Below are 22,551 nucleotides of genomic sequence, written 5' to 3'. Positions count from 1 at the left end.
CTCTCTCGTTATTCACCAGTGTGTCTCGGTGACAACTTTTATATAATACCATGTCCGATTTGTAAATACAAGTTTTATTTTCTTTCTCATAAACACGAGATTACTGTTTGTCCTAAAGAACAATTTGTTCTCTCAACCGGATTACCAATATATCATGAGTTCTTTTAAATAACAAGTTTATTTACAAAAAAAATAATCTAAGAACTAGCATATGATTATTCTCGTAATGCCTTCCATTCACATATGCAACAATCCAATTTTTATCTTCCTCCTTTATTATATGAAGAGAAAATATTTACAGATCATCCACATCACCTTTCTCATCTAATAAACCCAACAAAAAAAACCAGTATAGCCATAATGGCGATACTGGTTCTACAGATCAATATTTATTAGGCTGCACTTCCGAAAAACACGTATCTAAGAACGATCAGTACGGATAACACCCACATCAACCAGTGAACGTTATATTTTTTCTTCTCAATTAGATTACCAAAGAAAGCAAGAATGACATAAGCCACAATACCAAAGGATATTCCATTAGCTATATTATAACTGAAAGCCATCATAGCAATTGTTAAGAATGCAGGAACCCCAATGACCATATCCTTAAAGTCAATCTTTGTAATAGACTGGAACATGATTACACCTACGATAACAAGTGCTGCGGCTGTTGCCGATCCTGGAATCAATGCAACAATTGGAGCGAAGAACAATGCCAATAAGAAACAGACACCTGTTATTACCGCAGTAAGTCCTGTTCTACCACCTGCAGCTACGCCTGCTGTACTCTCAACATAAGCAGTTGTTGTAGAAGTTCCAAGCATTGCACCACCTGTTACTGCGATCGCATCTACGAACATAGCGTTACCTACGCGTCTTTTACCTTCAACAGGATCCTTCATAATGCCAGCACGTTCAGCCGTTCCAACGAGCGTACCGAATGTATCAAATAACTCAACGAAAGTAAACGTAGCAATCGCAGAGATAAGACCTGTATGCATAATACCTTCCCAATCAAAAGCCATAAAGTTCAACTCTGTGAAATCTGGGATCCAGTGGTTATCAGGATTCGACAACGTGCTGAAATCTACCACTCCCATCATTATAGCCACAAGCGTTGTACCTAGAATTCCGAATAGAATGGCTCCTTGAACACGAAGCACCATCAGAATAGCGATTAAAAGGATACCAATAATACCCAACTGTACATCCGTATTTTGAAGGCTACCCATATGGATAACGGTTTCGAAGAATTTCAGATCTGTAAATGTATGTGCAGAAATATCATTACCAGCTTCTACGCCAATGGTCATTAGTCCACTGTTCTTCAAACCTATAATCGTAATGAATAATCCAATACCAACTGTAATTGCATGCTTCAAGCTATCTGGAATAGCCTCTAACAACATCTGACGTACACGAGTAATAGTCAAAAGAATGAAAATTAATCCGGATATAAATACTGCTGTCAATGCCATTTGCCAAGTAAAAGGGTGATCTGTCGTTGCTGATGACAATACAACAGAGGCGAAATAAGCATTCAAGCCCATTCCTGGTGCTAGAGCAACTGGGAAGTTAATGAACAAACCCATTGCAATTGTAAAAATGGCTGCAGCTAGCGCAGTAGCTAGAAATACAGAGTACCAACCCATATCGATTTGTCCAAACGCTGTTAGCGTATTAGGGTTGACAGACAATATGTATGCCATCGCCATAAATGTAGTTAAACCCGCCATAACCTCTGTGCGTACCGTAGTACCGTTCTTTTCTAATTTAAAAAACCGATTTAACCGATCCTTCAAAGTATTTCCCCCTTAATCATGTTTAACAGCAACAAAAGACCGGAATCTAAGTAGACTCCGGCCCGAAAAAAGAACAACCATAATATCACGCCATGAAGGCAGCTAATATTGTGGAACTCTTTATAATCGTAGCCAGGTCATTAAGGTGACCTCGTAGAGACTTCCAAGCCAATTCTCGGAATTATACGAAATATGTGTTGTTGTACTCTATCATTTTATGTCGAAATCGTAGAGCTTGTCAATGACAAATCCGCACATTATGATAATTATTTATATTTTTGTTCGTGATTAGTTGAAAATAGTGTGCTGAAAAAAGCTCCAATGAAGGAGCAGTCCACCTTATGATAATTTCACTGAACTTACGGTTGAATAACGAAGTACAGCTTCTTCTAGTACATCAATACCCATAAGTATGTCATCGAGATCTGTAAATTCATTGGGATGATGACTAAGTCCATCTACGGAAGGTACAAAGATAAGCCCTACTGGACATAGTTTGTTCATGTTCATGGCATCATGTCCTGCCCCACTTATCATAAGTTGGTTAGATATACCCTTCTCTTCACAAATGGATTCCAGAACTTGACTGATTTCACCAGATAACAAGACGGGCTCTTCCGAAATAATGATTGTACTTTCAATTTCAAGTTGTCTACTCTCTTGTACAGATAATATGGTTTGATACAAATGGTCGACCACACGTTGCCTGGACACCAGTGAAGTAGATCTTATGTCAATTTTAATTTCTACGTCACCAGGTACCACATTCATGGCACCATTTTGAATATCCATAACACCGAGGGTAGCAACCGTTCCGAATTCTTGTTCAAGTTTTGCTGCTTTTTCAAGCGCTAATGCTATTTCTGAGGCTCCAAGAAGAGCATCTTGCCTCATATTCATAGGTGTCGTTCCAGAATGAGATGCTTTTCCTGCTAATTTAATTTGAAATCTTACAGGTGCAGCAATTCCAGTCACAATGCCAATCTTAATATTATTAATAATTAATACGGGGCCTTGCTCTATATGCAATTCGAAAAAAGCTTTAAACTCTTCATTTGCTCTACTCGCTTGATCAATACTATTGTAATCAAGAGCACATAGAGAAAATGCCCTTTCCATCGTAATCCCATCTCTGTCCTTTAAATCTTTGTATTTCTCCTTATCGAATAAACCCGCTAACACTTTGCTACCTACTGTTGAAATACCAAAACGAGAGGATTCTTCACAGGCAAATGAAATAATTTCAATAGGATGATCCGTTTCAATTCCTTTTTCGTTTAGACGTTTGATTACTTCTAATGCAGCCGTTACCCCTACAACACCATCGTATTTTCCTCCTTGGTAAACCGTATCCAAGTGAGATCCCATGACAACGGGTGGGAGTCCCTTTATTTTCCCATTTCTTCGAGCAATCACATTTCCGCAATCATCTTTTCGTATCTCTAAACCTTCAGTCTTACACATCCGCATAAACGCTTGCATACATGTCTGCTCATCGTTTGTGTATGCAATTCTTGTGATACCCTTTTCTCCCGAGTTATATTGATTAATATTATCAAATAAAGCCTGATATCTATTCTTTCTATCCATACCAATATCTCCAATCTTAGGCACTTAGCATCACGAATAAATTTTCTACTATAAATTACCGGAACAGTTTTATCAAAACTTGTGAATAGTATACAATAAGTTAAGTGCTAGTCATTATAATTTACTTACTTGATGAGGTGTGAATACTAATTATGAAGAATACCATTATTTTTAAAGAAAATGATCAATTTACGATTAAGGCTGATTTCTATAAGACAAGCTGTACAAATGCGCCTGTTATTGTCTACATTCATGGTGGGGGCCTACTTTGGGGTGATCGAGAGGATCTGACCGAAGAAATGATACAACTCTATACCCATAGTGGTTTTGCATTATTTTCGATAGACTATAGGCTTGCCCCCACTTCAGAACTATCAGACATCATTGAAGATGTCCAAGATGCACTACTTTGGTTAGTGAATGAAGGTCCACAACAGTTATCCATTAATCCTAAAAGGATTGCTGTGGTGGGAAGTTCTGCAGGAGGTTTCCTCGCGCTTTGCACAGGAACGTTTATCCATAAGCCACGTGCAATTGTCTCCTTCTATGGATATGGTGACATTTCTGCATCATGGGCGATAGAACCAAGTGAATTTTATCGCAAAAAAGACATCGTCTCCAAGGAGATTGCAAAAAGTACCGTTTCTGATCACATTATTTCAAACGCAAGCGTTGACGAGCGTTTTCTTCTCTATTTATACGCTAGACAATCCGGCAATTGGATTCAAGAAGTAACCGGTTTGAATCCCTCAATACAAAAGGAAGAACTAATCAAACTTTCCCCCATTTATCACGTAACTAAAGAATTTCCACCTACATTGTTATTACATGGAACGAATGATGTAGATGTACCGTATGAGCAATCCGCGTTCATGAGAGCTGCTCTTCTTAAAGAAGGGGTAACAGCTAAGTTAATTACCATTCCTAATGGGGAGCATGTATTTGAAAAGGATTTCTATAACCCGATTGTTCAAAAAGCCCTTAATCAAGTGATTGAGTTTCTCAGGATTCATCTATCTGAATAAATCTTTAGGAGAAAAGGAAAGTCCGGCACTACAATCAGTGCCGGAAAATGGTTGACATCACCTATATTATTTTTTGTTTAATTCGTGGAAATGAGCCCATAAATGATCGCAATCTTCTCTGTCCTCAACTTTAATCATATTAACGACACTCTCATCATGACCCACAAAATATTCTCGAAGATGAATATCAGAGAAGCCATGCTCTTTAGCATCATCTCTAGTGCTACAATAATGAACCTCTTTAACACCTGCCCAAATAATAGCCCCCATACACATCGGACACGGCTCACATGTTGCATAAATGACGCAATCCGATAAGTCCATGGTATCTAACTTTTTACAAGCTTCTCTAATAGCTACCATTTCTGCATGTGCAGAAGGATCGGTGTCTCTCATCATTGTATTGCTAACAGCCGCAATAACTTCATCGCCTCTAACAATAGTTGCTCCGAACGGGCCACCAAATTTATTATTCATACCTTCAATAGTTGCGTCTACAGCCAATTTCATATAATCCATTTCAAATTCCTCCTATATTATGATTGTACAGATTTCAACGTTTTACTGAAGATGGTGTATAAGGTAAACGAAACAATCAATCCACTGAAGAAAGCAAAATCATTCATCATAACTAGGAATGGTACACCTTGAAGAAATGCACCTGACATTGGAAGAATGAAGCTGACTGCTAGAACAGCCATTGCAACGAGATTGTAACCATTCTTGTACTCACCATTGTTACCTTCCGGAACATATATATTGTCAAGATTTAAAACTCTCTTCCGATGAATAAAGAAGCTTGATAACATAATACCAGCAATTGGACCAAAGATGGATCCGATAAAGCTATAGAAAAAGAATAATGTTGTCGTACTTTCTACAAGCTTCCACGGCAATATCAATGTTCCAACAACAGCTGTCAAGACGCCCGCTGTCTTCACTGTGAATATTTTCGGGAAAAGTGATGACATTTGCAATCCAGCTGGTAATAAGTTAGCAAACACAACAAATGCGATTGCACCTACATTTAGAGCTAGAATCAATACAACAACAGCGAACGTACTTTCAATTTTATCAATTGCTTGAACAATATTGAAAATCGGCTCACCAAACGCAATTTCAGTACCTGCGATCAATGCTACACAAGTGATAGCAAAAAGAATATAGGATAGGATAAACCCTACTGGCAATCCAATCATAGCAGCTCTTGGTGATTTAGCTCGATGTGTGAAATCCGCCATATTGACAACAGGACCAGCCCAGTTAGATACTAATGCACTTACGCAAGCAATAAAGACCAATGGACTTGAACTTGGATTTGCTGGAACATACTCTAAAATCGGTCCAAAACCACCAGCAATGTTGATCGCCCAAACTGCTGCACCAATGATAAACACATATACTACCGGAGATGACCAGTTACCGAACTTACCCAGTACTTTCATTCCACCTAAGAACAACAAAACAGTAATTGTCCACAGAATGGCATAGGAGATCATTGTCGGAACTGCTAGCCCGAAAATATTAAAGTCACCGCCTAAAGTCATGTAATTCGGAATGAATCTTGCAAATATAACATTCAAGGATTCAGCACCTACAACGGTTGTGGTTCCAAAAAAAACTAAACCAGCAATAAGGCCCCGAATCAAAGCCGGGATAATTGCTCCTTTTACCCCGAAAGTATCACGAAGCAACATCGCAAATGGAAGCCCATATTTAGATGCAGAATACCCATTTAAAGCATAAAACCCTGAAACAATAACTGCTGATAGCATAACGGCGAACAGTACCTGTATTGTGTCGAGTCCAAGAATGAAGAAACCTGCTACTGTCATATACGACATAATATTATGAACAGCGCCCATCCAAAGTGTTATATAGCTGGACATACCCCAGTCTCTTTGCTCAGGCTTTTTTGGAAGTAAATCCTCTCCGTAACCGTATGATTTGTACTTATCGTATTCCTTTTCTAATGTTGATTGGTCCATATCTGCACTTCCCGCCTCTTTAAGATATTCAACAATCTTAATTATTTAACGATATGAGTACCAGCTTTTTCATTGATCGCATCTTTCAAACTTTCTGGATTGGTAATAATAACTCTCTTTCCGCCCTTTTCCAAGAAACCTAAGCTCGCCTCAATTTTTGGAAGCATGCTTCCTGCTGGAAAGTGATTTTCTAGCACATACTGTCTGGTTTCTTCAACATTGATCTTAGCAAGTTCCTTTTGATTCGGTTTACCATAGTTGATGCAAACTCTAGATACCCCTGTAGTAATGATTAATGTCTCTGCATTGATTTGTTCTGCTAAAAGACTCGTAGCAAAATCCTTATCGATTACTGCATCAATACCTTTGTACGTGTTATCTTCAGACTTAACTACTGCTATTCCGCCACCGCCCGCAGCTACAACAACAAAACCCTCATTAATTAATGATTTAATAGCGTCTTTTTCAACAATATCAATTGGTCTTGGAGATGGAACCACTCTTCGGTATCCTCGACCAGAATCCTCCACAAAACGCCATTCCGGATGTTCTTTTTTCATTTCTTCGGATTGCTCTAGAGTGAAAAATGACCCTACTGGCTTCGTCGGATCCTTAAAATTAGGATCTTCTGAACTTACTTCAACTTGCGTTATAATCGTAGCTACATTTTTCTTAATCCCTCTAACTGCAAATTCGTTCATTAATGCCTGTTGAACTAAGTAACCTATTCCACCTTGTGTATCGGCTGCACAATTTACTAGTGGAACTAAAGACATTCCAGATACTTCATGTGCAATTTCAGATCTTCTTAGTCCAAATCCTACTTGTGGTCCGTTACCGTGTGTAACGACAACATTGTAGCCCTCTTGCACCATATCAGCTATATTAACAACTACTTCTTTAACAGCTTCAAATTGGTCTTGAATCGAATCTTGATCATTTCCTTTGACCAATGAATTTCCACCAATAGCAACAATGACAACTTCTTTCATATTGACCCTCCTGTGTAGCTATAATTTATGATTTAACCGATTAATTCCAAGGATTGTTGTTTATGTGAGTGATATAAAGGATTGGTCGGATCATTCTTAATAGCGTTCTCGATAGCCTCAATAGCTTCTTCATGCTTACCTAGTGACCTTAAACTATTCGCCTTATGGAAGGAGAAGTCATATCTGTTCGGCTGCAATGCAAGAAGTTTATCCATTTCGGCAACGGCTTCTTCGTGTCGACCAAGCTCTCTTAAATAATTAGATTTGTGATATCTGTAGAATGTTTCGTTGGGTGCTAATTCACTTGCTTTATCATATTCTTGAAGAGCTTCCTCAGGTTTTTTCCACAGTCTTAAACAATTCGCTGTGTAAAAATAAAAGTCTAAGTCAGCTGGGTCAAGCGATAAACCTCTTTTGTATTGTAGAAGAGCTTCTTCGTATCTCTTCAATTCTTGCAAAAAATACCCTTTATAATAAATTAAATCAAGGTTTTCAGCCTCCAGTTCCAACGCTTTGTCGATAACGGATATGGCTTCTTCGTATTTATCATTACTAGCAAGACCCTTTGCCTGCTTCACATACTCGTTATGTTTATATCCTTTTTTCTCTAGAATTCCCACGACGTTATGCTGAGCGTTCTCTTTTGCACGTTGAAGGGATGAGAACCCATCTCGGTCAGGCAAATGTACATCTGCTCCAGCTGTAACAAGCGTTTCAATAATGTCAGAGTATAGTCGTCCGCCATTTCCTAATATGACCGCTTCAAGAAGAGCTGACCAACCTAAGTTGTTCACATGATTCACTGGAACTCCCGCATCAATACACACTTCTACGGTTTTTAAATATCCCTTTTCACTTGATGGTAATAGCGCTGTTCCTCCAAAACGATTAATGCTTTTCAAATCAGCTCCACCAGCAATCATTAAACGTAAGATTTCATAAAAACCATTTGCTGCTGAGCAAATAAACGGAGATAATTGTGTGATATCTCTTGTGTTTACATCACTTCCTGCTTCAATCAACTTTTTAGCAATGGCGATTTGATTTTTTTGAGTTGCCGCCATTAAGGCTGTTCTCCCCGCAGCATCTTTATAATCAATGCTAGCGCCTTCGTTTAAAAGCTTCTCAACGGAAGTCAGATCTCCCTGTTCACTTGCCTCTATTAGTTTTATATTCAAGGATAAATTATTCATCTTCTCACTCCTTTACATTCATAGCACGAGCTGTTCATCTTGTTCGAAGAGAGAATTGTGGTCCTAAAACAAGTTTAGGACCACATTCTTATTTCTTATTTGATGTTTTCGCCTAATGCAAGTAATGCCTTTTCAAAGGCTTCCATTGGAGGATTAACGATACCCGCGCCAATCATTCCAATTCCAGCATCTTTATGTGCAATTGCTGTATTAATAATCGGTAAAATTCCGGTTTGTATTACTTTTTGAACATCAATACCCGTAGGAATACCCAAAAAGTCAAGCATTGGAATCGTCACATTTGGATTTTCAATTGTCGTAATTTCCGCCATTTTTGTTGTATAACCAATTGCATCATCAACAGTTCCACCCACTAGTGCGACAATGGCTGGTGCAGTTGCCATAGCGAAACCACCAATTCCATAGGTCTCCGTAATCGCACTGTCACCAATATCAAGTCCTGAATCTTCTGGCTTGTATCCAGCAAACATAGGTCCAATTACTTGTTGTGCAGGGCCTGTAAACCATACGTTACCCGCTATTCCACTAACACGAATACCAAATTCCACACCGTTACGTGCCATCGTTGTTACGATTGTACTATTCTCAATACCATGCGCAGCATCAAGGGCACATTTACAAAGAGCCATCCATGTCGGACCAGAGAAGTAGTCACTGCTACCAACAAATTCAAATACTTCTTTTTTCTGTTGGGTAGTGAAATTGGTCTGGATAATATAAGGTGTTAGCGCTTGGATTAGCAGTGTTGTTCCCGCAACATTTCGATTATGACATTCATCACCCATATGAAGAGCTTGTGATAGCATTAAACGCAAATCAATTCCATTTGTGTTTAGTTTCATCGCATCTCTTAAAATAGGACCTAATACATCACGCATCCAAATTAAACGAGTGATAACACTTTCGTCATTGGCACCCATTCGAAGAATTTTGGACAATTGTTCGCTTAAGTTTGTATAAGCGATATTTCCATATGTTTTATTCTCAACAATGTGCATAAACATAGACGCTGATGTTACTCCTGCCATGGAGCCCACACAGTTATGTTCATGACATGGCGAGAAGATAATCTCTCCTGAAGCGGCTAGTTCAGTTGCTTCCTCGATATTCTTGGCAAGTCCTTCAAATACAATTGCCCCTGTAATCGCACCCTTCATCGGACCATTCATTCTTTCCCAAGTGATAGGCGGACCTGCATGTAAAATCGTGTTTTTCGTCATACCAGGAACCACATTGATCGCTTGATCAAAACCAATCAATACGGGTTGTGAGTTAATAATCCGCTCAACAGCCTCCTTGTTAGCGACCTCGATTTTATCTATAACACTTGGATCCTCAAGCTTATCAAGAGCAGCAATTAATTCTGTATTTCCTCTGCCTGGCGGTGTCCATTCCAAATGAGTTGCATTCGCATTTTGTTTTAACATATCATCTTTAAAATTCTCAATACCTACGTTAATGACATTTAGTTTATTTGTAAAAAGTTCATTAATTTTACTCATGACTATTCTCCTTTCACAACAAATTCTCTTGCTAATAGTCCTGCATTCTGACTACTGCTTGCGTGCGTTGCACCTGAAGCTAACAATTTATTGATTTGACCCTCAATATTTTGACTATCTAGTTCTGTTCCAAGAATGTATCCAATAACTTCTAGATGTCTTCCTTCTTCTTCAGCTGCTTGTTTAGCTTCGATAATAGCTGGAAGCATTGCACCTACAGGATCTTCGTGCGCGCCGAAGCCCAGAACAAAGTCCATTACAATAACACCTACGGAAGGATCCTTCGCTTCTTGAATAAATCTTTCAATACGAGTAGATGGATCTATCATTGGATGTGGCTTACCTTGTGTAAATTGATCGTCTCCAAAATCAATAAATGTATGATCTTGGCTTACTTTAACGTCTTTTAAGCGATATTCAGGTTCTCTCTGAATGTTGCTGTAGACATTATCGAATTTCTCCATAGCGATATGCATAGCTTCATCACAAAGCGTACCGCCACTGAATAGTCCTCGGATATATTTTTGTTCAGGTTTTAATTTATCACGCACTTCTTCAATAAGTGGAAGGTTTAACGCGCGTTTATTAATCTTCGTTTCGTCAGCCCCGGTTAATAGAACCGCTTTTAGTGCAGCTTCCTTCGACATTTTCGCAAAATGACCGCCTGCTTCGGTGACTTTTTCTTCGTCCCCACCCACAAACCACACCACGACTGGTTTGGTGCATTGTTTGATTTGTGCTAGTACTTTCTCTTCTACACTTGGTGCTGGTGGTTTAGATACGAGGACAATTACCTTCGTTGCATCGTCTTCTTCCAACGCTTTAATGCCAGCCAGCATCATAATGCCGCCAACTTCTTCACTTAGATCTCTACCGCCAGTTCCGATTAACTGTGTGATCCCACCGCCAAATTCATGAATACGTACAGTTACCTCTTGGCTTCCTGTTCCTGATGCACCAACGATTCCGATGTTACCTTTTCTCACTGCATTGGCAAAGCATAATGCGACATTACCAATAATCGCAGTACCACAATCCGGCCCCATCATTAACAAACCTTTTTCTTGTGCTAATGTTTTTAATTGAATTTCATCTTCAATACTTACATTGTCACTAAATAGCATAACGTGAAGATTATTTTCAAGAGCTTTTCTTGCTTCTCTTGGTGCGTAAATCCCGTTCACGGCGATAACCGCTAAATTAGCTTCTGGAATACCATTTGCAGCTGAGGAAATAGTTGAGTATTTCACCTCATTTTTCCCTTTAGAAGAATCTTTCTTCCTTGTAAACAATTCATTTATACTTACGAAAGCACTCTCACAAAGTTCATTCGATGCGGCCTTCACAATAATCATCAAGTCACTTGTCTTTGCATTTTCTATTTCCTGCGTCATCAATCCAACATTTCGGATTACCTCTTTATTCATTTCAGTACCCATTGCAATAATGGCTTGGTCAACGTTTTCGATTTGATTCGCTTTTGTTGTAAGAGACATCAAAGATACGGAATCGATATATGTGTTTGGTTTCACTAATACTTGAACAGTCATACTCTACCTCCAATTTTCATGTTTATTTCTAGGCCAGCAACAATCCCTAGAGCTATATCTGTACCAGAAGAAGAACCGATAGCCAATACTTTACGTAAAGACCCTATTAATCCCTCTTCGTTGCTTCTGAATAAATCACTCATCAAATCACTTATAGACTCTCTTACCTTGCCAACAGCTGCTTTCTCTAACGCTGCATAGCTGATGTCATTTGTTAAGCTCTTCGCTTGTGATACGACTTCTTCACGAAACGATTGATATGAAACATATGGGCTATCTTTGATATTGAAGACGGTAAACAATCCCACTAAGAAATCGTCGCCTGCTGGCGTTAATCCTGGTCCAAGGCCTATCAGTGAAGTTGCATATTTTATTGCAGTAGACATTCGCTTATTTTGCAATTCAGATATCAGTAACTGAGTCCGTTCATGAAGCATTTTAGACATTTCAAAATCAAAAGGACTATCACTTGTGTAAACCCTTTCAATTCCGCTGTTTTTACCATGATTGTTGATATATCGCTTCATTATAAATAAATTCTTTTCTAAGACATCGACTTCTGAGGGGTATATGGGCAATACACAATTCCATTCCATAGCACCGTCCACGGTTATCGACATCTTATTCGCGATCGATACAATCGAATGCTCCGAACTTACAATATCATTCACAGCAATATCTACATCTTCAAAACGATCTAAATCAATAACAAGTGTATTAGGAGCATTGTCTATTCCCTTACACGCAATGGTATACAAACTTCCACTTTCTAAACATTGAATATTTAGTGTGCGATTAAACGTGCTATGAACAAAACCATAAAACTTACGATGGATTATTCGTTGAATTAATTCGCCATCACCGGATTTCGCTAATCTCACTATGAGTCACCTCTAATTGAATTCCCTTATAAGCTTCCCATATTTAAATAAAGATTTAAATAACTCCGCATTTTACGACATTAAACAGCTAATTTACCTCCCATTCACTTATCAGATGAACTAAATGATTTGGTTGTTTCGTACAAATTGTAGCACTAAGCACAACAAACTTTACTAACTTACTATATAATATATATTAGGAGTCGTCATCGTTTAACTAAACCAAAAAGGATACATCACATTTGTGCATGTTATACAAATCAATGTATTAAAAGTGTGCCAGAGGAGAGTGCTTAAATTGTTAACAGTTCAAGACTTATTGAAGATTAAAGCTATTGATGGTATAAAGTTTGTTGCTGGTGAAAAAGGAATTCATAACAAAATATCTATTGTCAATATTATTGAGAATCCCGATGCGTTCGACTGGCTGTCACCTAACGAACTACTCTTATCCACGGGTTATATCTTCAAAAATAACGCTGAGTTGCAAAATAAAATTATTAAGGAACTTTCAGAGCTTAACTGTGCTGGTCTAGTTGTGAAAATGAAACGGTATTTCGACAAACTTCCTCAGAACATGATTGATGAAGCCAACAAGTATGGTTTACCTCTCTTAGAGCTACCATTTGAATATACACTCTCTAATGTCATTTCGATCATTAATGAAAAAGTTTCGGGAAGATATGATTTACTCAACAGAAAAACTTTAGATATGCATAACTTGTTTTTTAAAATAGCACTTGAAGGCGGAGGTATTTCAAAAATATCTTCCATGTTATCTGAAACGATCCGTAATCCCATTATTATCGTAGACAAAGAGTGGAGATTATTACATCACACTGAACACGCTCAAAATAATATTCCTTTAAAGTATTATCTTGACTTCACACAAAAAAATCCTGTTTTCAATAAAGCGTTCATAGATTCCATACCTACAAATCTAAGTGAAATGAAAAAGTCTATCCAGAGGAATTATCATTCAGAAGATAAGGAAATAAGATGTAGAGTTATACCTGTCGCCGCTTCTAACGAAATTTATGGTTATATTGTGATATGGCAGACGGTTCACGAACTATCAGAATTTGATTATATTATTGTTCAACAAGCCTCCACGATCATGGCGCTTGAAATGATCAAAGCAAGGGAAATGAAAGAACTTGAACTACGAATCAAACAGGACGCATTTGATGACTTACTCTCAGGAAAAATCACATCTCAAGAAGCTCTACAAACTTTATGTTATTTACATGGACTAAACCCAAGCTTCGTGTATTTTAGTATTGTTATTCATATCGAAGTAAATGAAGTGGATAAATTTGAAGATATGATCATAGAAAAATTTAAAATGGAGTCCCTTGCAAAACAGTGTATGGATAGCATTTATGACGTATCGCATAAAGCGATAGGAGATATTAAGTGCTTGTATCGAAATAATAGAGTCATTATTCTGATTGGACAAAATGAAGAGAGACCGCCTATTTCTATCCATGAGGCCAAACAATATGCAAGCGAACTACTTGAGATGCTCATTCATAAAACGAAGGAAACGTTCCTAATTGGCATTGGCCAGCAATACAGTACCATAAGCTCGCTACATAAAAGCTTTTCTGAAGCGAACGAAATGATTAAATTAATGCAACAGCAAAATATCCAAAACACGGTCAATCATTTCGAAGATTTTTCGGTGTACCACCTTTTGGATTCAAATATCAAGGTCGTCGCATTAGAAGATTTTTTTCGAAAGTGTCTAGGTAAACTTCATGATCATGATCAGTTACATAGTACAAGATATATGTTAACTTTAGAAAATTACTTTTATAACAATCTGAATGTCACCGAAACCTCTAAGGCCATGTTTTTGCACAGAAACACACTTATCTATAGAATTGAGAAAATAAAGGAAATTCTGAATATTGATTTAAAACATTCTGAAGAACTGCTGCGGATTCAATTAGCTTTAAAGATATTTAGTATGTTAAATAAGACTTTGTGACTTGATTCGGATTTGAACCATTGTATATAAGCATGCTATTTAGTGCTGACACTTTAAAATTATCAGTCTCCTTATACCTAACAAAATGATATAAACAACATACATAATGATATTCTAAGGAGGTGCGTGACCATTTATAATGGAACAAAGGAGGAATGTTCATTATGAATAAACCTAATATCTTACTCATTACGAGTGATCAACAGCACTGGGACACCATCGGTGCCTTCAATTCAAATATTCATACACCTAATTTAGATCGCTTGGTCAAACAAGGTACACACTTCTCACGTGCATATTGTCCGAATCCAACTTGTACACCTTCTCGTTCTTCGGTGATTACAGGGTTGTATCCCAGTCAGCACGGGGCTTGGTCTTTAGGGACGAAGCTACTCGAGGATCGTCATACCGTTGGTGAAGATTTCAGCCAAGCTGGCTACCAGACTGCCTTAATTGGTAAAGCGCATTTCCAACCCTTACGCGAAAAGGATGGATATACGTCATTAGAATCCTATCCTCTATTACAAGATCTGGAATTCTGGAAAAATTTCAATGAATCCTTCTATGGATTTAATCATATTGAACTTGCTAGAAATCATACGAATGAAGCCCATGTCGGACAACATTATGCCTTATGGATGGAAGAGAAGGGTTGTTTGAATTGGCGTGATTATTTCTTAGCTCCTACTGGAAACATGGATCCTTCAACGAAGTACACTTGGCCCCTTCCTGAGGAATATCATTACAATACATGGATTGCTGAACGTTCTAATGCTTTGCTTCAACAATATAAAGACAATGACGAGAACTTCTTTCTCTGGGCAAGCTTCTTTGATCCACATCCTCCTTACCTCGTTCCAGAGCCTTGGGATAAGATGTATGATCCGGATCAATTAGATATTCCGTCAATCGTTCCTGGTGAGCATGAGCAGAACCCACCTCACTTCCGTATGACGCAGCTAGAGAAACCTGATTTCTCACATCTGGATGAGAGTCAATGTGGAATTCATGGCTACCATTCTCATCTCACTTCAGAGGAAGATAGCAAAGCGTTAGTCGCTAATTATTACGGCATGATTAGTATGATGGATAAGTACATTGGACGAATCCTTGACCAGCTAGATGAACTCGGATTAACTGATAATACCATTGTTGTATTCACCACAGATCATGGACACTTCTTCGGTCAGCATGGCTTGCAATATAAAGGCGGATTTCATTACGAGGATCTGATTAAGCTACCTTTCATTGTACGATATCCAGACCATGTTCCTGCGGGACGAACATCTTCAGCCATTCAATCACTTGTTGATCTAGCACCAACCTTCCTATCTTTTTGTGATATTCCGATTCCACATGCGATGACAGGTGTGAATCAAAAGGATGTATGGCTAGGACAAGCCGATTCTGCTAGAGATCATGCGATTTGCGAATTTAGACATGAGGCAACGACCATTCATCAGAAGACCTACGTAAATGATCGCTATAAAATAACTGTATACTATCAACAAATATACGGTGAGTTATTCGATTTACAAGAAGATCCTCAAGAACTTCATAACTTATGGGATGATCCTGCTTCAGCTTCTTTGAAATCTGAGCTACTTATGAAATATATATGGGCCGAGCTGGGAAAAGAATCGATGCCAATGCCTAGAATTTGGGGGGCTTAACTACTAATTATTGGAATAGGAGAATTCATATGTTATTTGGTGCTTGTTATTATCCAGAACATCGTACACCAATAGATTGGATAACAGATACAGAATATATGAAACAAGCTTCACTAAATGCGCTTCGAATTGGAGAGTTCGCTTGGAAAAGATTTGAACCCACCGAAGGGAAATATACCTTCAAATGGTTAGATCAATTTATCGACGTGGCTCAACAAGCTTCCATTGGTGTCGTTCTCTGTCCTCCAATGCGGACAATTCCATCTTGGCTCATGGAAAAGGACCCCACACTTCTTATCGAAACAGCTGACGGTACACGGCTGGAATATGCCAGTCGTTATACTTTCTGTATCAATCATCCGCTTCTTATTGAAACATCTACTAGACTTGCGACAGCACTGGCTGAACGTTATGGTCATGATTCACGTATTCTTGGTTGGCATCTAGATAACGAGATTGGAGATGAACCTGATTGTCATTGCTCCATTTGCAAAACCAAATGGCATCAGTGGCTAGAAACAAAGTACGAGGATATCCATGCTCTAAATGAAGCTTGGGGAACAGTATTCTGGGGAATTGAATATGATCAATTCTCTCAAGTTGTGACCCCGCGTGTGACCAAAGCAGATTATAATCCAGCATTCTTACAAGCATGGCGTCAATTCCGCAGTGACTGTAATGTGAATATAGCTGGCTTACTGGCGGAAGCCATTCGTCCACATCTGAGCGAACAACATCAATATGTCACCACTAATAACCAGATGCCATGGAATAATCGAACAGACAACTACGATATGGCGAAGCATTTAGATATCACGGGAACTAATTATTACCCGGGTTATGGTGATCAATGGTCCAATGTTGCATTTGGCTTAGCTGCCAACAGGAGCTTCAAAAAGGCTCCCTTCCATGTCTATGAATTAAGAAATGAGGGGCATTCTATTATTGGAGCTACGAACAACACACCTGCCCCAGGTGAATTAGAACGGTTAACTCTTCATACGATTGCCAATGGTGCCGATGGTGTCTTTTACTTCCCGTGGAAGAGGTTCCCGTTTGGGGCGGAGCAAAATCATGGTGCGATCATGGATTTCGCAGGCAGACCTACACGGATCTATGAAGAGTGCAAATCGATCGGTGGCAAGCTTCAACATATTGCATCGCTCATCACAGGATCTCAACTCGTCAGTGAAATTGCAGTTCTCTATCATTTCCAAAGTCGCTGGCATATAGAACACGAGTCAAGCTGGACAGGTGATAATACGCTATATATGAAACAAACGAACAAACTTTATCATACCGTCCGAGAATTAGGATATAACTGCGATGCTATTGGTGTTCATGGGGATTTCTCTGCTTATAAGATACTCTTAGTTCCTATGTTGCCGATAGTTGATGACGAACTTATCGAGAAGTTACATCAATTCACTAAATCTGGCGGAATTCTGGTTCTCCATCCGCTCAGTGGTGTGAAGAATACCGAAGCATGCTATTATCCTGAGCGTCATCATTCTGGAATGATCTCTTTATTAGGTGCCACGGCAAACGATACGATAACAACAGGACCAGCTAACGATGTACAATTTGAGTGGAATGGAACTGTCTATACTTCTCAACTATTTCATGAGCCCATTAAGTCCATCACCGCAGAATCTGTGGCTCATTTTACAAATCAATGGTTTGCGAATACTACTACTATTTCAGTACAAACCCATGGCAAAGGAGAAACATGGTATATTGCAACATTTGCCGAAGCTACCTTTTATAAGGATTTAATTCAACATTTGTGTCAACGTCTAGGCCTTGCACCTTTACTTGCTATAACACCTCCCAAACATCTTGAATTATCAATGAGGCGAGATTCGGAAGGCAGGCGTTATTACTTCATGATTAATGGTTCAAACGAGGAACTTCGTATAACCATTCCTAAGCCAATGAATGATATTTGGAATCAGGAGCAATTGACAGATCAAGTAGTCTCCATGAAGCCATACAGCGTGCGTATTCTAACCAAATGATCTTGCTAGACTAGCTTGAATAATCATCCTCTTCATAACACTAAAGCAAAGACTACTTCCTTATTTAAAAGGAGGTAGTCTATATTTTAAAGAACAGTTATAAACATTACTCTAGTTATTACATTTCTACTATTGATATATTATCGATGTTGGCTTTGCTTGTTGCTGTATTGTTAATATAAAATGTTGCCGCATTAGCTGTTGAGCCTGTAGTGAAAGTGAACTCATAAGGTCTCCACTCCGCACTGGTTAATTGTTGCTCACTTGGAATACTACCATGATTAACTCCAATGAATAGATTTCCTGAATTCCATTTTTCCAGCTTAGCATCATATGATACTTTATACACTTTGTTCGGTTTGACAGTAAAGGTCTGACTCATTTGTGATGCGTTATCAACAACAGCATATTTGCCTTGATACATACCTTGGGCGATTCTAGCTTTACCCGAATCATATGTCCAGTGGGATAAGTTGCCCGCATTAAAATGTCCATTCTGAATTAGATTAAGGGGTGGATCAATGACTGTCACATTTCTAACTTTCGTCGTTATATTTCCTGCAACATCATTTACAGTATAAGTAACGGTATAATTTCCTTTCACACTCCTATTTAAATTCGATTCATTGAGCGTGATCTTGTTCGCTAAATCCTTTTTGTCATCTCTATTGTCGATGGCGTATATCTTTTCCTTCAAATCAACAGTACTGTTTAAAGGCAATTGTAAACTGTCGACACCATAAAGTATAGGGGCTATAGTATCTGGGGTTTGTCCCACATCCGCACGCTGATAAGTTCTGAACCAATCTACTTCGGAGAAATAAGGTAATTGCGCATTATCAATGTTACCTTCACCCCATCCTGGTGATCTTGCCCAACCACTAGAAAGAATAAATACTTCTTTAACCAATGGAATGTTAGCTTTATCTGTATACGTCCAAGTTAGTTTGCCATCATAGTAGAACTTCAGGTAATCTTCTGTCCATTCTAGACCATAGACATGAAACCCATTATGAATATTTGGCGCTGCTTTTTTACCACTGCCTGTGCTCTTGTGATCTGCGTCATATCCATCCCAGTGCAATGCTGTCTCTGTGAAATCTCCTTGCCATACTGTCTCTGTTACATCTATTTCTAGACCTTCTTTGGCTGCGCCATCTACATTAAATACACCCGGATAATTAAACAACCAGAATGTAAAATATGTTTTCTCCGTAGGTGGAATTTTAGCACTTACTTCAAAGAATCCGTATTTTTGATCAAATTTAACAACTTCATCTGTCTGTCTATCTTCACCATGCGTATCCACTCTACCCAATACAACATTACCATCGGGCTCTCTTTCAATTTTCAATTTTAACTTACCATCCGAAACGGACACCAAGTCATCTCTATGATATGTTGCATACTCTTTGCCTCTGATCGTCCATAAAGCCGAATCTAGCTGTGTTCCGTTAAAGTCATCTTCTTTGGTTAAATTCCATTGGTTTGTCGTTCTACCTGGATACCAAGGTTCCTTATTGTGTGTAACCGTCACAGTACAACTTACTGTTGAGCCTCCAGCTTGTGGTGTTGCTGAGATAATCGCAGTTCCAGCTGCAACTGCAGTAATTACGCCATTGGCATTCACTGTCGCAACAGCTACATTATTGCTACTGAAGTTCACATTTTTATTAGGAGCATTTGATGGAGAAATCGTAACATTTAAAGGATATTCGTAGTCTTTTGCAAGCAACAGTTCATTGACATTCAAGGTTGCGCTCACAGGTCCAGCTCCTACATGTTCTTCTACTCTCGCTTGATCAATATAACCACGCTGATTTGAAGTTAATAAACTGCCATCCCACAAATATACGGTAGCCGTAGTGAGATTGCCTGTATTAAAAGTAATTTCCTGTAGCGTATAATTTGTGCCTGTGACTGTTTTCTTAGTCTCATTATTACCAACTTTGACACCTAATACCGCGCCAGCCGTTGCATCACTGAATTTCACATAAGCTGAGAATTTATATGAGGTATTCTTCGTAAGTCCTGTCAGATCGTAGTTTAAAGAACTACTAGGTCTAATAGCACCAGACCTATTCCCTTCATGCACATTCGCTGGATCAGAAATGGTTACTGGCATATTTCCTTGCGTTGGCCACACTCTCCAATTCGCAGGTCTTAGATCATAATCATTATTCACTTGTTCAAAGCTTGCATTAGTAACAAGGTTGGTTGCCGCTGGTAGATTCGTCTCCACCACGCTGATTTGATCTATAAAAGCTCTTTGATTTCCTGACAATCCACTAGAAGACCATAGGTACACTTGTGCCGTAGTTTGATTTCCTGTAGTGAACGACACTGTATATAAGGAATATGAATTCCCTGTAGCAGTTATCATAATATCGGGTTGGCTTCCATCATAGAACTTAGCACCTACTTTGGCAGTACCTACAGCATCACTTAACTTCACATAAGCAGAATAAGTATAATTTGTGTGCGCTTTCAAACCAGTTAATGAAAAAGTTAGCGAACTATCTGCAACGATATAACCCGCTTTATTCCCTTCTTTTACAAGGATAGCATCTGTCACAATACCTGGTCTTTTCGTTGGATTATTTGTATAGATTGACCATCCTACAGGCTCTGCTTCCTTAACTACCTGTTCAAACCCGGGGTTAAGCAGAAGATTCGCACCCTGTGCTTTCACCTGTGATCCAATAGGTATTGAACCTATTCCAATCACCAACAAAAATACTAATATTAATAAAATGGATGCATGACCTTTACCTTTTCGCATTGAAATGACCTCCTGTTTGGGGATTAAGATACTAGCGCAGATAGTGCGAGACTTCTTGTTCTTCTAAATGTTCTTCCATTCCAAATATTCTCGGGCATGAATAGGCCCGCCTTCCTTCATTACCGTCCATAGTGGATCAATATCGCAGTCCATCGTTGCCATCATCTCATCATGCCATTCATTTAACAGATAGACGACTTCCTTACATATATCTCGTCTTTCTTCTGCTAAATTATGCTGTTCGTAAGGATCATTCTTCAGATCAAATAACATTTCTTTTGGAAATCCATGATGACCATCGTGGTAGGAGCGAATGTAAAGCCAATCCTTGTACCTTACACTTCTTTGGCATACATGGGCGCATTGCGACAGCACAAGGAATTCCCTTCCTGTCGTCCCACCTGTTGTGATGCTATCTGCAAAACTCTGACCATCCCAACGATCGGGCGCTGCTACACCAACCATTTCTGCCAATGTTGGGGCAAGATCTAAATGATAATGCAGTTCATTATTTGTCGTGCCTTTCATTCCACCGGGCCAACGAATAATCATCGGAATTCTGCAAGTTGCTTGATCTGCCGTACCATGTTCGGAATATATCCCAAGTTCCCCCAGATTCTCACCATGATCAGAGCTGACTAGAATCGCCGTATCCTCGAGGATACCAAGCCTTTCAAGTTCCAATAATACTTGACCAATATGATCATCCATATACTTAACTGCACAATCATAATTATCGATAATGTTACGAAGGTCCTGATATGTCGTCACAGGCTTCTCATGTCGTGTCCACTGCTGGTAATGCGATTTCGCTAAGGCATTCATATCTGAAAGACTATGTTGTCCTTCTTTATTTAGATGAGACCGGAATACTTCCTCTGTCAACCATTCTGGTAAAGGATCATCTTGGAAGGGGTCTCCATATGAATCAGGAACGCGATATGGTGTATGAGGATCCCAAAAGTTCAAATGAAGAAACCAATCATCTAAGCCGCTATTGTCTTCTAGCCATTTCAGAGCAACGGGTAGCACCTGATGCGCAGATTCGCCACCATTCTCGCCAATATTATGCACCTCATTGAAGCCTGCATTGAAAGTCCATGCGGAATGACGGTCAGCAAAGGTACTAATACTGGCCGTTTTATAACCAGCCTGACGCATGACACCGGGAAGGCTTTCTGACTTTAGACGATCTGCAAATCCCCGTGTTACTCCTTCTCTTCTCATATCAGCTGCAGTTCCACCGTGTCCGACTACACCCGTATGAATACCAAATCTGCCTGACATAAATGCTGACCTTGAAGGCAAACAAGGAGCATCAGAGCAATAATAATTTGAGAAAATAACACTTTCTTCTGCAATACGATCGATATTTGGTGATGTGTTACGATGATAACCGTAACATCCCAAATGATCGGGACGAAGTGAGTCTAAGTCCATATATATGATTCTCATGTTGACATAACCTCCTATAACTTTGCGCTATATATATTCCTATTTTTGGAACCTATATAGGAATTCGGAAAAAGCAAGAGAGA

General features: G+C 39.0%; 15 protein-coding genes and 1 riboswitch. Of the genes, 4 read left to right on the top strand and 11 right to left on the bottom strand.

The window, feature by feature from the left end; genetic code table 11:
* Positions 1-392 precede the first annotated feature (392 nt).
* Together ACH8E3_RS15090 and ACH8E3_RS15085 are read right to left on the bottom strand one after the other, a co-directional pair.
* Positions 393-1,739: an NCS2 family permease gene (locus tag ACH8E3_RS15090; RefSeq protein ID WP_458633466.1), complete on the bottom strand. Its 1,347-nt coding sequence runs from the start codon at positions 1,737-1,739 to the stop codon at positions 393-395.
* Positions 1,740-1,914: 175 nt separating this feature from the next.
* Positions 1,915-2,014, bottom strand: a riboswitch (purine riboswitch).
* 130 nt (positions 2,015-2,144) lie between these two features.
* A complete protein-coding gene (locus tag ACH8E3_RS15085; protein ID WP_458633465.1) occupies positions 2,145-3,395 on the bottom strand; it encodes an allantoate amidohydrolase in 1,251 nt (416 codons plus the stop codon).
* A gap of 152 nt (positions 3,396-3,547) precedes the next feature.
* Between ACH8E3_RS15085 and ACH8E3_RS15080 the strand changes: the two genes are divergently transcribed.
* Positions 3,548-4,420 (top strand): alpha/beta hydrolase, encoded by an 873-nt coding sequence (locus ACH8E3_RS15080; protein ID WP_458633464.1) that lies wholly within the window; start codon positions 3,548-3,550, stop codon positions 4,418-4,420.
* 66 nt (positions 4,421-4,486) lie between these two features.
* On the opposite strand, the gene ACH8E3_RS15075 is transcribed toward ACH8E3_RS15080, so the two are convergent.
* From ACH8E3_RS15075 to ACH8E3_RS15045, 7 genes are all read right to left on the bottom strand, one after another.
* Positions 4,487-4,939 (bottom strand): nucleoside deaminase, encoded by a 453-nt coding sequence (locus ACH8E3_RS15075; protein ID WP_458633463.1) that lies wholly within the window; start codon positions 4,937-4,939, stop codon positions 4,487-4,489.
* A gap of 17 nt (positions 4,940-4,956) precedes the next feature.
* Positions 4,957-6,408, bottom strand: a complete 1,452-nt coding sequence (locus ACH8E3_RS15070; RefSeq protein ID WP_458633462.1) for a cytosine permease — start codon at positions 6,406-6,408, stop codon at positions 4,957-4,959.
* A gap of 41 nt (positions 6,409-6,449) precedes the next feature.
* Positions 6,450-7,400, bottom strand: a complete 951-nt coding sequence (arcC, locus tag ACH8E3_RS15065) for a carbamate kinase (protein WP_458633461.1) — start codon at positions 7,398-7,400, stop codon at positions 6,450-6,452.
* 32 nt (positions 7,401-7,432) lie between these two features.
* Positions 7,433-8,593, bottom strand: a complete 1,161-nt coding sequence (locus tag ACH8E3_RS15060) for an ankyrin repeat domain-containing protein (protein WP_458633460.1) — start codon at positions 8,591-8,593, stop codon at positions 7,433-7,435.
* A 95-nt stretch (positions 8,594-8,688) separates the two neighbouring features.
* On the bottom strand, positions 8,689-10,116 hold the full coding sequence (locus ACH8E3_RS15055) for a YlbE family protein (RefSeq protein ID WP_458633459.1): 1,428 nt from the start codon (positions 10,114-10,116) through the stop codon (positions 8,689-8,691).
* 2 nt (positions 10,117-10,118) lie between these two features.
* Entirely contained in the window at positions 10,119-11,666 is a 1,548-nt protein-coding gene (gene fdrA / locus ACH8E3_RS15050) for an acyl-CoA synthetase FdrA (protein ID WP_458633458.1), read from the bottom strand.
* Positions 11,663-12,547, bottom strand: a complete 885-nt coding sequence (locus ACH8E3_RS15045; protein WP_458633457.1) for an oxamate carbamoyltransferase subunit AllH family protein — start codon at positions 12,545-12,547, stop codon at positions 11,663-11,665. The genes fdrA and ACH8E3_RS15045 overlap by 4 nt, the downstream gene beginning before the upstream one ends.
* Before the next feature lie 298 nt (positions 12,548-12,845).
* On the opposite strand from ACH8E3_RS15045, the gene ACH8E3_RS15040 reads away from it, so the two are divergent.
* From ACH8E3_RS15040 to ACH8E3_RS15030, 3 genes are all read left to right on the top strand, one after another.
* A complete protein-coding gene (locus tag ACH8E3_RS15040; protein ID WP_458633456.1) occupies positions 12,846-14,540 on the top strand; it encodes a PucR family transcriptional regulator in 1,695 nt (564 codons plus the stop codon).
* A gap of 164 nt (positions 14,541-14,704) precedes the next feature.
* Positions 14,705-16,213, top strand: coding sequence for a sulfatase family protein (locus ACH8E3_RS15035; RefSeq protein ID WP_458633455.1), 1,509 nt, complete (start codon positions 14,705-14,707; stop codon positions 16,211-16,213).
* Positions 16,214-16,242: 29 nt separating this feature from the next.
* Positions 16,243-18,231: a beta-galactosidase gene (locus ACH8E3_RS15030; RefSeq protein WP_458633454.1), complete on the top strand. Its 1,989-nt coding sequence runs from the start codon at positions 16,243-16,245 to the stop codon at positions 18,229-18,231.
* A 118-nt stretch (positions 18,232-18,349) separates the two neighbouring features.
* Here the strand turns inward: ACH8E3_RS15030 and ACH8E3_RS15025 are convergent, their stop codons facing one another.
* Both ACH8E3_RS15025 and ACH8E3_RS15020 read right to left on the bottom strand, forming a co-directional pair.
* Entirely contained in the window at positions 18,350-21,013 is a 2,664-nt protein-coding gene (locus ACH8E3_RS15025) for a carbohydrate binding domain-containing protein (RefSeq protein ID WP_458633453.1), read from the bottom strand.
* A gap of 63 nt (positions 21,014-21,076) precedes the next feature.
* A complete protein-coding gene (locus tag ACH8E3_RS15020; RefSeq protein ID WP_458633452.1) occupies positions 21,077-22,468 on the bottom strand; it encodes a sulfatase family protein in 1,392 nt (463 codons plus the stop codon).
* Positions 22,469-22,551: the final 83 nt, after the last annotated feature.

Source organism: Paenibacillus sp. CMAA1364 (assembly GCF_054373195.1).
Note: the sequence above shows the minus strand (reverse complement) of the source record. Positions and strands in the feature narration are given on the sequence as shown.